This is a genomic window from Nonomuraea sp. MTCD27, assembly GCF_041950495.1.
GTDB lineage: Bacteria > Actinomycetota > Actinomycetes > Streptosporangiales > Streptosporangiaceae > Nonomuraea.
Genome location: NZ_JBGNUW010000022.1, coordinates 1 through 12,883, shown reverse-complemented (window position 1 = coordinate 12,883; position 12,883 = coordinate 1). Strand labels below are relative to the sequence as shown.

Annotated in this window: 10 protein-coding genes and 1 pseudogene; all 11 read right to left on the bottom strand. The window is 66.0% G+C overall.

Annotated features, from left to right (window positions below; all coding sequences use genetic code 11):
- Nucleotides 1-837 (bottom strand): 50S ribosomal protein L2, encoded by an 837-nt coding sequence (gene rplB / locus ACBJ59_RS47080; protein ID WP_043623439.1) that lies wholly within the window; start codon nucleotides 835-837, stop codon nucleotides 1-3.
- 102 nt (nucleotides 838-939) lie between these two features.
- Nucleotides 940-1,242 (bottom strand): 50S ribosomal protein L23, encoded by a 303-nt coding sequence (rplW, locus tag ACBJ59_RS47075; RefSeq protein WP_125644678.1) that lies wholly within the window; start codon nucleotides 1,240-1,242, stop codon nucleotides 940-942.
- Nucleotides 1,242-1,889 carry a 50S ribosomal protein L4 gene (gene rplD / locus ACBJ59_RS47070; RefSeq protein ID WP_375116582.1) on the bottom strand — a complete coding sequence of 216 codons (648 nt, stop codon included), beginning with the start codon at nucleotides 1,887-1,889 and terminating at the stop codon, nucleotides 1,242-1,244. Before rplD ends, rplW begins: the two co-directional genes overlap by 1 nt.
- Nucleotides 1,886-2,539, bottom strand: coding sequence for a 50S ribosomal protein L3 (rplC, locus tag ACBJ59_RS47065; protein ID WP_364112957.1), 654 nt, complete (start codon nucleotides 2,537-2,539; stop codon nucleotides 1,886-1,888). Before rplC ends, rplD begins: the two co-directional genes overlap by 4 nt.
- Nucleotides 2,540-2,553: 14 nt before the next feature.
- Nucleotides 2,554-2,862 (bottom strand): 30S ribosomal protein S10, encoded by a 309-nt coding sequence (gene rpsJ / locus ACBJ59_RS47060; RefSeq protein WP_012887830.1) that lies wholly within the window; start codon nucleotides 2,860-2,862, stop codon nucleotides 2,554-2,556.
- Between the two features lie 266 nt (nucleotides 2,863-3,128).
- Nucleotides 3,129-4,322 carry an elongation factor Tu gene (gene tuf / locus ACBJ59_RS47055; protein ID WP_364112959.1) on the bottom strand — a complete coding sequence of 398 codons (1,194 nt, stop codon included), beginning with the start codon at nucleotides 4,320-4,322 and terminating at the stop codon, nucleotides 3,129-3,131.
- A gap of 150 nt (nucleotides 4,323-4,472) precedes the next feature.
- The gene (gene fusA, locus ACBJ59_RS47050; RefSeq protein ID WP_375116581.1) at nucleotides 4,473-6,521 is read right to left on the bottom strand and encodes an elongation factor G; all 2,049 of its coding nucleotides are present in this window, start codon (nucleotides 6,519-6,521) and stop codon (nucleotides 4,473-4,475) included.
- Nucleotides 6,522-6,605: 84 nt separating this feature from the next.
- Nucleotides 6,606-7,076 (bottom strand): 30S ribosomal protein S7, encoded by a 471-nt coding sequence (gene rpsG, locus ACBJ59_RS47045; RefSeq protein WP_020542314.1) that lies wholly within the window; start codon nucleotides 7,074-7,076, stop codon nucleotides 6,606-6,608.
- A gap of 2 nt (nucleotides 7,077-7,078) precedes the next feature.
- Nucleotides 7,079-7,453, bottom strand: a complete 375-nt coding sequence (gene rpsL, locus ACBJ59_RS47040) for a 30S ribosomal protein S12 (RefSeq protein ID WP_049572713.1) — start codon at nucleotides 7,451-7,453, stop codon at nucleotides 7,079-7,081.
- Nucleotides 7,454-8,094: 641 nt separating this feature from the next.
- Entirely contained in the window at nucleotides 8,095-11,970 is a 3,876-nt protein-coding gene (locus tag ACBJ59_RS47035) for a DNA-directed RNA polymerase subunit beta' (RefSeq protein WP_364112963.1), read from the bottom strand.
- A 17-nt stretch (nucleotides 11,971-11,987) separates the two neighbouring features.
- Nucleotides 11,988-12,883 (bottom strand): annotated as a pseudogene (locus tag ACBJ59_RS47030) (DNA-directed RNA polymerase subunit beta); the annotation flags it as partial.

Below are 12,883 nucleotides of genomic sequence, written 5' to 3'. Positions count from 1 at the left end.
CTACCGCTTCTTCCTCTTGGACCGACGGCGGATGATCAGCCTGTCGCTGGCCTTGTTCGCCTGACGGGTACGGCCCTCGGGCTTGCCCTTGGGGTTCACCGGGTGACGACCACCGGAGGTCTTACCCTCACCACCACCGTGCGGGTGGTCGACGGGGTTCATCGCGACACCACGAACGGTCGGGCGCTTGCCCTTCCACCGCATACGGCCGGCCTTGCCCCAGTTGATGTTGGCCTGCTCGGCGTTGCCGACCTGGCCCACCGTGGCGCGGCAGCGCACGTCGACCATGCGCATTTCGCCGGACGGCATACGCAGCGTGGCGTACGTGCCCTCCTTGGCGAGCAGCTGGATCTGGGCGCCCGCGGAACGGCCGAGCTTGGCGCCACCGCCCGGACGGAGCTCCACCGCGTGGATGAAGGTACCGGTCGGGATGTTGCGCAGCGGCAGGCAGTTGCCCGGCTTGATGTCGGCGGCCGGGCCGTTCTCGATGCGGTCACCCTGCTTGAGACCCGTCGGCGCGATGATGTAGCGCTTCTCACCGTCGGCGTAGTGGAGCAGAGCGATGTTGGCGGTGCGGTTGGGGTCGTACTCGATGTGAGCGACCTTCGCCGGGATGCCGTCCTTGTCATGCCTACGGAAGTCGATGATCCGGTAGGCGCGCTTGTGACCGCCGCCCTGGTGGCGAGCGGTGACTCGGCCGTGTACGTTGCGGCCGCCCTTGCTGTGAAGGGGTGCAAGCAACGACTTCTCAGGGGTGCTGCGGGTGATCTCGGAGAAGTCCGAGACACTCGATCCGCGGCGACCCGGAGTCGTCGGCTTGTATTTACGGATGCCCATCTTTTTCGTTCATCCTTCGTCGGTTACATGGGTGAGCCCGCCGCACCGGAGTGCGACGGTCTCAGCCCCGCGGACCTCTCGGCCCACTCACTTCTATGGCTGTCAGCCGATCTGACCGAAGATGTCGATCCGATCGCCCTCCACCAGGCTCACGATGGCGCGCTTGGTGTCGGGACGCTTGCCGAAACCGGTACGGGTGCGCTTGCGCTTGCCCTGCCGGTTGATGGTGTTCACGCTGGTGACCTTGACCCCGAAGATCTGCTCAACGGCAATCTTGACCTGGGTCTTGTTCGCGGTCTTCCGCACCAGGAACGTGTACTTGTTGTTCTCATCGATCAGGCCGTAGCTCTTCTCAGAGACGACCGGCTTGATGATGATGTCGCGCGGGTCGGCGATCTTCTCCATCAGGCGTCTTCCTTCCCGCCACTCAGCCGCGACACGACCTGGTCGTACGCCTCCTGGGTGAAGACCACGTCGTCGTGCACGAGCACGTCGTAGGTGTTGAGCTGCCCGGCGTCCAGCAGGTGGACCTCCGGAGCGTTGCGCAGGCTCAGCCAGGTCAGCTCGTCGTCCGCGTCGACCACGACGAGGACGCGGGCCGACTCGGTGATCTTGCGCAGGGCCTCCAGGGCGGCCTTGGTCTTGGGCGTCTCGCCCGTGACCAGGGAGCTCACCACGTGGACGCGACCGCCGCCGGCCCGGTCGGAGAGGGCGCCACGCAGGGCGGCGACCTTCATCTTCTTGGGCGTCCGCTGCGCGTAGTCACGCGGGACGGGGCCGTGCACAGTGCCACCGCCGGTGAACTGCGGCGCACGGGTCGAACCCTGACGGGCGCGGCCGGTGCCCTTCTGGCGGTACGGCTTCTTGCCACCGCCGGAGACCTCACCACGGGTCTTGGCCTTGTGGGTGCCCTGCCGGCGAGCGGCGAGCTGGGCCACGACCACCTGGTGGATCAGCGGAATGTTGACCTTGGCGCCGAAGATGTCTTCGGGCAGGTCAACCGTGCCGGTCTTCGCGCCGCTGGCGTCGAGGACGTCAATAGTGGTGCTCACTTGGCAGCCCCCTTCTTGGCAGCGGTACGGACGAGGACCAGGCTGCCGTTGGCACCGGGGATCGCACCCTTGATCAGGATGAGACCGTTCTCGGCGTCCACGGCGTGAACCTTCAGGCTCTGCACGGTGGTGCGGACGTTACCCATCCGGCCAGCCATACGCAGACCCTTGAAAACGCGGCCCGGGGTGGCGCAGCCACCGATGGAACCCGGCGAGCGGTGCTTGCGCTGCGTACCGTGCGACGCGCCCAGACCACCGAAGCCGTGCCGCTTCATGACACCGGCGAAGCCCTTGCCCTTGCTCTTGCCCGTCACGTCGACGAACTGGCCGGCCTCGAAGGTGTCGGCCAGCAGCTCCTGGCCCAGGGTGTAGTCGCTCGCGTCGTCGGTGCGGATCTCCGCGAAGTAACGGCGCGGGGTGATGTCGTGCTTACGCAGGTAGTCGCCGAGCGGCTTGTTGACCTTCCGGGGGTCGACCTGCCCGAACCCGAGCTGGATGGCGGAGTAGCCGTCCTTGTCGGCAGTGCGGACGCGGGTCACCACGCACGGACCGGCCTCGACCACGGTCACCGGCACCATCCGGTTGTCCGCGTCGAAGACCTGGGTCATGCCGAGCTTCTTGCCCAGGACGCCCTTGATCGTCTTAGCCATGTCAGTGCGTTCCCTCAGAGCTTGATCGAAATGTCGACACCCGCGGGGAGGTCGAGCCGCATGAGCGAGTCAACCGTCTTGGGGGTCGGGTCGATGATGTCAATCAGCCGCTTGTGCGTGCGCATCTCGAAGTGCTCGCGGCTGTCCTTGTACTTGTGCGGCGAGCGGATGACGCAGTACACGTTCTTCTCGGTCGGCAGCGGCACCGGGCCTGCGACCTTCGCGCCAGTCCGCGTCACCGTCTCGACGATCTTCTTGGCCGAGCTATCGATGACCTCGTGGTCATAGGCCTTAAGCCGGATGCGGATCTTCTGTCCCGCCATAATGGCCTCGGTGTCCTTCGCTGTCGTCTGAAAAAGTATCGTGCGGCCTGTTGCCGCTGTGTGTTCATGCAGGTCGAACCCGCACTGACCCCACGAGGCAGACGTAGTCGATCTGCCTTTTCTTCCGTGATCCGGCAGTGACTTCGGTCACTGTGTCTCCACCGCCGGCCGAAGCTACTGCTGGATCACGGCGCCTTGCATGGGGCCTTACGTGGTGCGGCGGTCGGTCCCGAGGTCCGGGGCCGACCGCCGCCCCGACGGTCCAGCTACTTGATGATCTTGACGACCCGGCCGGCGCCGACGGTACGGCCACCCTCACGGATCGCGAACTTCAGGCCTTCCTCCATGGCGATGGGCTGGATCAGCTCAACGCGCATTTCGGTGTTGTCGCCCGGCATGACCATCTCGGTGCCCTCGGGGAGGTTCACCACACCGGTCACGTCAGTCGTACGGAAGTAGAACTGCGGGCGGTAGTTGTTGAAGAACGGCGTGTGGCGGCCGCCCTCGTCCTTGGACAGGATGTAGACCTGGCCGGTGAACTCGGTGTGCGGGGTGGTCGTGCCCGGCTTGATGATGCACTGGCCGCGCTCGACCTGCTCGCGCTTGATACCACGGAGGAGCAGAGCGGCGTTGTCGCCGGCGTGACCCTCGTCGAGCATCTTGTTGAACATCTCGATGCTGGTGACGGTGGTGGTCGTCTTCTCTTCCTTGATACCGATGATGTCAACCTGCTCGTTGACCTTCACGATACCGCGCTCGATACGGCCGGTGACGACCGTACCGCGACCGGTGATCGAGAAGACGTCCTCGACCGGCATGAGGAACGGCTTGTCCGTCTCACGCGGGGGCTCGGGAACGTTCTCGTCCACGGCGTTCATGAGCTCGACGATGCTGTCGGCCCACTTCTCGTCACCCTCGAGAGCCTTGAGGGCGGAGACGCGGACGACGGGCAGGTCGTCGCCGGGGAACTCCTGAGCGGACAGAAGCTCGCGGACCTCGAGCTCGACGAGCTCGAGGATCTCCTCGTCGTCGACCATGTCGGCCTTGTTGAGAGCCACGACGATGTAGGGGACGCCGACCTGGCGGGCCAGGAGGACGTGCTCCTTCGTCTGCGGCATCGGGCCGTCGGTGGCGGCGACCACCAGGATGGCGCCGTCCATCTGAGCGGCACCGGTGATCATGTTCTTCACGTAGTCGGCGTGACCGGGGCAGTCAACGTGAGCGTAGTGACGCTTCTCGGTCTGGTACTCGACGTGCGCGATGGAGATCGTGATGCCGCGAGCCTTCTCCTCGGGCGCCTTGTCGATCTTGTCGAACGGGGTCGCCTTGTTGAGCTCGGGGAAACGGTCGTGAAGCACCTTGGTGATCGCCGCGGTCAGCGTGGTCTTGCCGTGGTCGATGTGCCCAATGGTGCCGATGTTCATGTGCGGCTTGGTCCGCTCGAACTTGGCCTTAGCCACTGGTTCTCTCCTTGAGAATCTGACTGACTTTCGTCTACACACTCGGGCCCGGGAACTCCCGAAACCCTTGGCGGTGGGGTGGCTCTCACCACCCCACCAGGGACCAGGACTGAAGTCCTGGTCCGATCCCTCGCGGGACCGGACCGGGAACTACTCGCCCCGGGCCTTCGCGACGATCTCCTTGGCGATGCCCGGAGGCACCTCCGAGTAGGAGTCGAACTGCATGCTGTAGCTCGCGCGCCCCTGCGTCTTGCTACGCAGGTCACCCACGTAGCCGAACATCTCAGACAGCGGCACGAGCGCCTGGACGACCTTGGCGCCTGCCCGGTCGTCCATCGCCTGGATCTGCCCGCGGCGACCGTTGAGGTCACCGATGACATCACCCATGTAGTCCTCGGGCGTGGTGACCTCAACGGCCATCATCGGCTCGAGAAGAACGGCGTCCGCCTTGCGCGCGGCCTCCTTGAAGGCCATCGAGCCGGCGATCTTGAAGGCCATTTCCGAGGAGTCCACGTCGTGGGCCGCACCGTCGGTCAGCGTAACCTTCACGCCCACCATCGGGTAACCGGCCAGCACGCCGAACTCGGCGGCCTCCTGCGCGCCCGCGTCGACCGACGGGATGTACTCCCTCGGGACGCGGCCACCGGTGACCTTGTTCTCGAACTCGTAGCCGTCGTTGCCTTCGCCCAGCGGCTCGAGGTTGATGATCACCCGCGCGAACTGACCGGAACCACCGGTCTGCTTCTTGTGGGTGTAGTCGATCTTCTCCACCTTGCGGCGGATGGTCTCGCGGTAGGCCACCTGCGGGCGGCCCACGTTGGCCTCGACCTTGAACTCGCGACGCATACGGTCGACGAGGATCTCCAGGTGAAGCTCGCCCATGCCCCAGATGACGGTCTGACCGGTCTCCTCGTCACGACGGACCTGGAAGGACGGGTCCTCCTCGGCCAGGCGCTGGATCGCGATCGACAGCTTCTCCTGGTCGCCCTTGGTCTTGGGCTCGATGGCGACGTTGATGACCGGAGCCGGGAACGTCATCGACTCGAGCACGACCTGGTTCGACGGGTCGGACAGGGTGTCGCCGGTCGTGGTGTCCTTCAGACCCATGACGGCGACGATCTGACCAGCGATCGCCGACGGGCGCTCTTCGCGCTTGTTGGCGTGCATCTGGTAGATCTTGCCGATCCGCTCCTTCTTACCCTTCACAGAGTTGATGACCTGTGAACCGGTCTCGAGCGTGCCCGAGTAGATGCGGATGTAGGTGAGCTTGCCCAGGTGCGGGTCGCTGGCGATCTTGAAGGCCAGCGCGGAGAACGGCTCGGTCGGGTCGGCGTGCCGCTCGATCACCTTCTCCTCGTTGCCGACCGCGTGGCCCTTGAAGGCCGGGATGTCGGTCGGGGCGGGGAGGTAGGCGACGATCGCGTCGAGCAGGGGCTGAACGCCCTTGTTCTTGAACGCGGTGCCGCACAGGACCGGGTTGATGGCGCTGGCCAGCGTGGCGCGGCGGATGGCCGCCACCAGCTGCTCCTCGGTCGGCTGCGTGCCTTCGAGGTAGAGCTCCATCAGCTCGTCGTCGTTCTCGGCGACGGTCTCGATCAGCCTGTCGCGCCACTCGCGGGCGGCGTCGACGTGGTCGGCCGGGATGTCGACGACGTCGTACATCTCGCCCTTGGCCGCCTCGGCGGACCAGATGAGACCCTTCATCTTGATGAGGTCGATGACGCCCTTGAAGTCGGCCTCAACGCCCCACGGGAGCTGGATGACGGCCGGGGTCGCGCCCAGGCGGCCGATCATCATGTCGACGCAGCGGTGGAACTCCGCGCCGACACGGTCCATCTTGTTCACGAAGCAGATGCGGGGCACTTCGTAGCGGTCAGCCTGGCGCCACACCGTCTCCGACTGCGGCTCGACACCGGCGACGCCGTCGAACACGGCGACCGCGCCGTCGAGGACGCGGAGCGAACGCTCCACCTCGATGGTGAAGTCGACGTGACCCGGAGTGTCGATGATGTTGATCGTGTGACCGACCCACTCGCAGGTGGTCGCGGCAGACGTGATCGTGATGCCGCGCTCCTGCTCCTGCTCCATCCAGTCCATCGTGGCTGCGCCTTCGTGGACCTCACCGATCTTGTAGTTGATACCGGTGTAGAACAGGATGCGCTCGGTCGTGGTGGTCTTGCCCGCGTCGATATGGGCCATGATCCCGATGTTTCGGACCTTGGCCAGGTCAAGAGCGGTCTGGGTGGCCACTTCTCTCGCGTCCTCGTCGTCTCGTCGAACCCACTACCAGCGGTAGTGAGCGAAGGCCTTGTTGGACTCGGCCATCTTGTGGGTGTCCTCGCGCTTCTTGACGCTCGCCCCGAGGCCGTTGCTGGCGTCGAGGAGCTCGTTCATGAGGCGCTCGGTCATGGTCTTCTCGCGGCGGGCGCGGGAGTACTGCACCAGCCAGCGCAGGGCCAGGGTGGTGCTGCGCGCCGCGCGCACCTCAACCGGCACCTGGTAGGTCGCGCCACCGACACGACGGCTGCGGACCTCGAGAGTCGGCTTGACGTTGTCAAGCGCGCGCTTCAGGGTGACGACCGGGTCGTTGCCCGTCTTCTCCCTGCAGCCCTCGAGGGCGCCGTAGACGATCGACTGCGCGATGGAGCGCTTGCCGTCCAGCAGCACCTTGTTGATCAGGGCGGTCACCAGAGGCGAGCTGTAAACCGGGTCAGCCATGAGCTGACGACGGCCAGGAGAACCCTTACGAGGCATTGTTAGCTCTTCTCCCTCTTCGCGCCGTAGCGGCTACGGGCCTGCTTGCGGTTACGGACACCCTGGGTGTCGAGCGAACCGCGGATGATCTTGTAGCGAACACCAGGCAGGTCCTTCACACGACCGCCACGCACGAGCACGATGGAGTGCTCCTGCAGGTTGTGACCCACACCCGGGATGTAGGCCGTGACCTCGATGCCGTTCGTGAGCCGAACGCGGGCCACCTTGCGCAGTGCCGAGTTGGGCTTCTTCGGAGTCGTGGTGTAAACGCGCTGGCACACACCGCGCCGCTGCGGACTCCCCTTGAGGGCAGGAGTCTTGGTCTTGGAGACCTTGTCCTGCCGGCCCTTGCGGACCAACTGCTGAATAGTGGGCACTGCCACTCCGTTTCGTGCCTTGGCCGGTGTTACGTCGTTGGGTCTTGCATTTCGCAGGTTCTGCCGGTGTCATGACCTGCTGGTTTATCTTGTCTCGGCGCCCCCGCGCTCGGGCGTGTCGCGCTGTTCACACAGACACATCCGCGAGGATTACGAGCCAGGAAGCCGTCCCGCGCCCGCAATGAGCGCACGGTCGAGAGCCCGCAAGAAGACGGGCACGATGCTCAAGACTACCCAGGCCCTGGCGACACGTCAAAACGGCGCGGCAAAGCGGATAAGCCTTGCCACTCCGGGTCGCCCGGGGCCTATTTCATCCAGCCCATCTACAGCTCCGCAGACATGATATAGCCCCCTGGGGTGTTCCGCCCCCAAGTCCACGAACCGCCATCCACCCGTAACTTCCCATTGCCCGGCCGTAGGCGTGGGCGGTGCCCGCCTGACCACCGACACGGCCCACAGAGCGTCGTAACGGCGGCTCACCACTGACGGGCTCAGAGGCCGTCTCCCTGGAAGGCCCCCGGCCCCGTACGGCGTCTGGGGCGGCCACGGCTCCGCCGTAACGGGACAAAGGCCGGAAAGCGAACACGCCCGGGCCTCTCGGCAGAGAGTCCCGGGCGCGTCACCTACAGACGACTAGGAAATCACCTGTTGTACTGGCCGAAGTCGTACTCCTCCAGGGGGACGGCCTCGCCGCTGCCCGTGCCGAAGGTGTAGTCGGCCGCCGAGCCGTCGTAACCGCCGACGGTGTACATCGCGGCCTTGGCCTCCTCGGTCGGCTCCACCCGGATGTTGCGGTACTGCGGCATGCCGGTACCGGCCGGGATGAGCTTACCGATGATGACGTTCTCCTTCAGGCCCAGGAGCGAGTCGGACTTGGCGTGGATCGCCGCGTCCGTCAGGACCCTGGTCGTCTCCTGGAAGGAGGCCGCCGACAGCCACGACTCGGTGGCGAGCGAGGCCTTCGTGATGCCCATGAGCACCGGACGGCCCGCGGCCGGCGAGCCGCTCTCCGCCACCGTCTCACGGTTCATCTGCTCGAAGCGCGGACGCTCGACGAGCTCGCCGGGCAGCAGGTCGGTGTCACCGGACTCCAGCACGTTCACGCGCTTGAGCATCTGCCGCACGATGATCTCGATGTGCTTGTCGTGGATCGACACACCCTGCGAGCGGTAGACCTGCTGGACCTCCGCCACCAGGTGCAGCTGCACGGCCCGCGGGCCGAGGATGCGCAGCACCTCGTTGGGGTTGACCGCACCGGCGACCAGCTGCTGGCCGACCGTGACGCGCTGGCCGTCCTGCACGAGCAGGCGGGAACGCATCGAGACCGGGTAGGCGATCTCCTCCGAACCGTCGTCGGGGGTGATCACGATCTTCCTGGTCTTGTCGGTCTCGTCGATCCGGACCCGGCCCTCGGCCTCGGAGATCGGGGCGACACCCTTGGGGATGCGCGCCTCGAAGAGCTCCGTGACACGGGGCAGACCGTGGGTGATGTCGGCGCCGGCCACACCACCGGTGTGGAACGTACGCATCGTCAGCTGCGTGCCGGGCTCACCGATCGACTGGGCGGCGATGATGCCGACCGCCTCGCCGACGTCCACGAGCTTGCCGGTGGCCAGCGAGCGGCCGTAGCAGGTCGCGCACACACCGATCTTGGCCTCGCAGACGAGCGCGCTGCGGGTGCGGACGGTCTCGACGCCGGCCTCGACCAGCTTCGTCACGTGGTTGTCGTTGATGTCGACACCCGCCGGGACGATGATCTTGCCGTCCACCTCGACGTCCTCGGCCAGGATGCGGCCGTGCACGTTGGACTCGGCGTTCTCCGCCTTGACCAGGTTGCCCGACGCGTCGCGGTCGGCCACGTGGAGCGGGACCGCGCGGTCGGTGCCGCAGTCGATCTCGCGCACGATGACGTCCTGCGCCACGTCCACCAGACGACGGGTCAGGTAACCCGAGTCGGCGGTACGCAGAGCGGTGTCGGCCAGACCCTTCCGCTGACCGTGGGTGGAGATGAAGTATTCCAGCACCGACAGGCCCTCGCGGAACGAGGCCTTGATCGGCCGCGGGATCGTCTCACCCTTGGTGTTGGACACCAGGCCACGGATGCCGGCGATCTGCCGGACCTGCATCTTGTTACCACGGGCGCCGGAGTTGACCATCATCCAGACCGGGTTGGTCGCCGGGAAGGCGTTGACCATGTCGGTCTCGACGTCGGCCGTCGCGTGCGTCCAGATCTCGATGAGCTCCTGACGGCGCTCCTCGTCGGTGATCAGACCGCGCTCGTACTCGCGCTGGACCTTGTCGGCCCGGCGCTCGTAGTTCTCCATGATGTCGGTCTTGTTCGGGGGCGCGACGACGTCCTCGATCGAGATGGTGACACCGGAACGGGTCGCCCAGCGGAAGCCGGCGTCCTTGAGCGCGTCGAGCGAGTTGGCGACCTCGATCTTGGGGTAGGTCTCCGCCAGCTCGTTCACGATCGTGGACAGCTGCTTCTTGCCGACCTGGAAGTCGACGAAGGGGTAGCTGTCCGGCAGCGTCTGGTTGAACAGGCACCGCCCGAACGTCGTCTCCAGGCGGATCGCGTCGCCCTGCTCCCAGCCCTCGGGGGCCACCCACTCGCGCGGCGGCAGGACGTCCTTCAGCCGGATCTGGATCTTCGCCTGGATCTCCAGCTCGCGGCGGTCGAAGGCCATCTGCGCCTCGGCGATCGAGCCGAACACGCGGCCCTCACCCTCAGCGCCGTCCTTCTGGGTGGTCAGCCAGTAGAGGCCGATGACCATGTCCTGGGTGGGCATCGTCACGGGCTTGCCGTCGGCCGGCTTGAGGATGTTGTTGGTCGAGAGCATCAGGATGCGAGCCTCGGCCTGGGCCTCAGCCGACAGCGGCAGGTGCACGGCCATCTGGTCGCCGTCGAAGTCCGCGTTGAACGCGGTGCAGACGAGCGGGTGGATCTGGATGGCCTTGCCCTCGACCAGCTGCGGCTCGAACGCCTGGATGCCCAGGCGGTGGAGCGTCGGAGCACGGTTGAGCAACACCGGGTGCTCGGTGATGACCTCTTCGAGCACGTCCCACACCACGGGGCGGGCGCGCTCGACCATCCGCTTGGCCGACTTGATGTTCTGCGCGTGGTTGAGGTCCACGAGCCGCTTCATCACGAACGGCTTGAACAGCTCCAGCGCCATCTGCTTGGGCAGACCGCACTGGTGCAGCTTGAGCTGCGGGCCGACGACGATGACCGAACGGCCGGAGTAGTCGACTCGCTTGCCCAGCAGGTTCTGGCGGAAACGACCCTGCTTGCCCTTCAGCATGTCGCTGAGGGACTTCAGCGGCCGGTTGCCGGGGCCGGTGACCGGGCGACCGCGACGGCCGTTGTCGAACAGCGCGTCCACGGCCTCCTGCAGCATCCGCTTCTCGTTGTTCACGATGATCTCGGGCGCGCCGAGGTCGAGCAGACGCTTGAGGCGGTTGTTCCGGTTGATGACCCGGCGGTAGAGGTCGTTGAGGTCGGAGGTCGCGAACCGGCCACCGTCGAGCTGCACCATCGGGCGTAGGTCCGGCGGGATGACCGGGATGCAGTCGAGCACCATGCCGCGCGGCGAGTTGGTCGTGTTGAGGAACGCCGACACGACCTTGAGCCGCTTGAGCGCGCGGGCCTTCTTCTGGCCCTTGCCGCTGCGGATGGTCTCGCGCAGGTTCTCGGCCTCGGCGTCGAGGTCGAAGCTGATCAGGCGGTCCTGGATCGCCTGCGCGCCCATGCCGCCCTTGAAGTAGCGGCCGAAGCGGTCACGCATCTCGCGGTAGAGCAGCTCGTCGCCCTCGAGGTCCTGGACCTTGAGGTTCTTGAAGCGGCTCCAGACCTCGTCGAGCCGGTCCAGCTCGCGCTGGGCCCGGTCACGGAGCTGACGCATCTCGCGCTCGGCGCCCTCGCGGACCTTGCGGCGCTGGTCGCCCTTGGCGCCGGCGGCCTCGAGCTCGGCCAGGTCACCCTCGAGCTTCTTCTGCCGGGCCTCGACGTCGGCGTCACGGCGCTGCTCGATGTGCTGCCGCTCGACGGAGATCTTCGCCTCCAGCGAGGGCAGGTCACGCTCACGCATCTCGGTGTCGACATGCGTGATCATGTACGCCGCGAAGTAGATGACCTTCTCCAGGTCCTTCGGGGCCAGGTCGAGCAGGTAACCGAGGCGCGACGGGACGCCCTTGAAGTACCAGATGTGCGTGACCGGCGCGGCCAGCTCGATGTGGCCCATCCGCTCACGACGCACCTTGGCGCGAGTCACCTCGACGCCACAGCGCTCACAGATGATGCCCTTGAAGCGGACGCGCTTGTACTTGCCGCAGTAGCACTCCCAGTCGCGGGTCGGGCCGAAGATCTTCTCGCAGAAGAGTCCGTCCTTTTCCGGCTTGAGAGTCCGGTAGTTGATGGTCTCGGGCTTCTTGACCTCGCCGTGCGACCACTGACGGATGTCGTCGGCGGTCGCGAGGCCGATCCTGAGCTCGTCGAAGAAGTTGACGTCTAGCATTTTGTGCGATCTCCCCCTCAGACTTCTTCCACGCTGCTCGGCTCACGCCGGGACAGATCGATGCCGAGCTCCTCCGCCGCGCGGAAGACGTCCTCGTCGGTGTCGCGCATCTCGATGGACATGCCGTCGCTGGAGAGCACCTCGACGTTGAGGCACAGCGACTGCATTTCCTTGATGAGGACCTTGAAGGACTCGGGGATGCCGGGCTCGGGGATGTTCTCGCCCTTGACGATGGCCTCGTAGACCTTCACGCGGCCCAGGACGTCGTCGGACTTGATGGTCAGCAGCTCCTGCAGGGCGTAGGCGGCGCCGTACGCCTCCAGCGCCCAGACCTCCATCTCACCGAAGCGCTGGCCACCGAACTGGGCCTTACCGCCGAGCGGCTGCTGGGTGATCATGGAGTAGGGGCCGGTCGACCGAGCGTGAATCTTGTCGTCGACCAGGTGGAGCAGCTTGAGGATGTAGATGTAGCCGACCGCGATCGGGTACGGGAACGGCTCGCCGGAGCGGCCGTCGAACAGCCGGGCCTTGCCGCTCTGCTGCACCATCCGGTCCCCGTCGCGGTTGGGGATGGTGCTGTCGAGCAGACCGACGATCTCCTCCTCGTGGGCACCGTCGAAGACCGGCGTGGCCATGTTGGTGCGCGGAGCGACCTTCTCGAAGCCCTTGTCACGCAGCCGCTCGGCCCAGGCCTCCTGGATGCCCGAGATGTCCCACCCTCTGGCGGCGATCCATCCGAGATGGGTCTCCAGGACCTGGCCGACGTTCATTCGGCCGGGCACGCCCAGGGGGTTGAGGATGATGTCGACCGGGGTGCCGTCCTCCAGGAACGGCATGTCCTCGACCGGCAGGATCTTGGAGATGACGCCCTTGTTGCCGTGGCGGCCGGCCAGCTTGTCGCCGTCGGTGATCT

Bases quoted from the DNA above. Each gene is read 5' to 3' on its own strand.
- rplW (WP_125644678.1), bottom strand. From the start codon at position 1,242: ATGGAGAAGATCGCCGACCCGCGCGACATCATCATCAAGCCGGTCGTC.
- rpsJ (WP_012887830.1), bottom strand. From the start codon at position 2,862: ATGGCGGGACAGAAGATCCGCATCCGGCTTAAGGCCTATGACCACGAG.
- rplB (WP_043623439.1), bottom strand. From the start codon at position 837: ATGGGCATCCGTAAATACAAGCCGACGACTCCGGGTCGCCGCGGATCG.
- ACBJ59_RS47035 (WP_364112963.1), bottom strand. From the start codon at position 11,970: ATGCTAGACGTCAACTTCTTCGACGAGCTCAGGATCGGCCTCGCGACC.
- fusA (WP_375116581.1), bottom strand. From the start codon at position 6,521: ATGGCCCATATCGACGCGGGCAAGACCACCACGACCGAGCGCATCCTG.
- rplC (WP_364112957.1), bottom strand. From the start codon at position 2,539: ATGGCTAAGACGATCAAGGGCGTCCTGGGCAAGAAGCTCGGCATGACC.
- rpsG (WP_020542314.1), bottom strand. From the start codon at position 7,076: ATGCCTCGTAAGGGTTCTCCTGGCCGTCGTCAGCTCATGGCTGACCCG.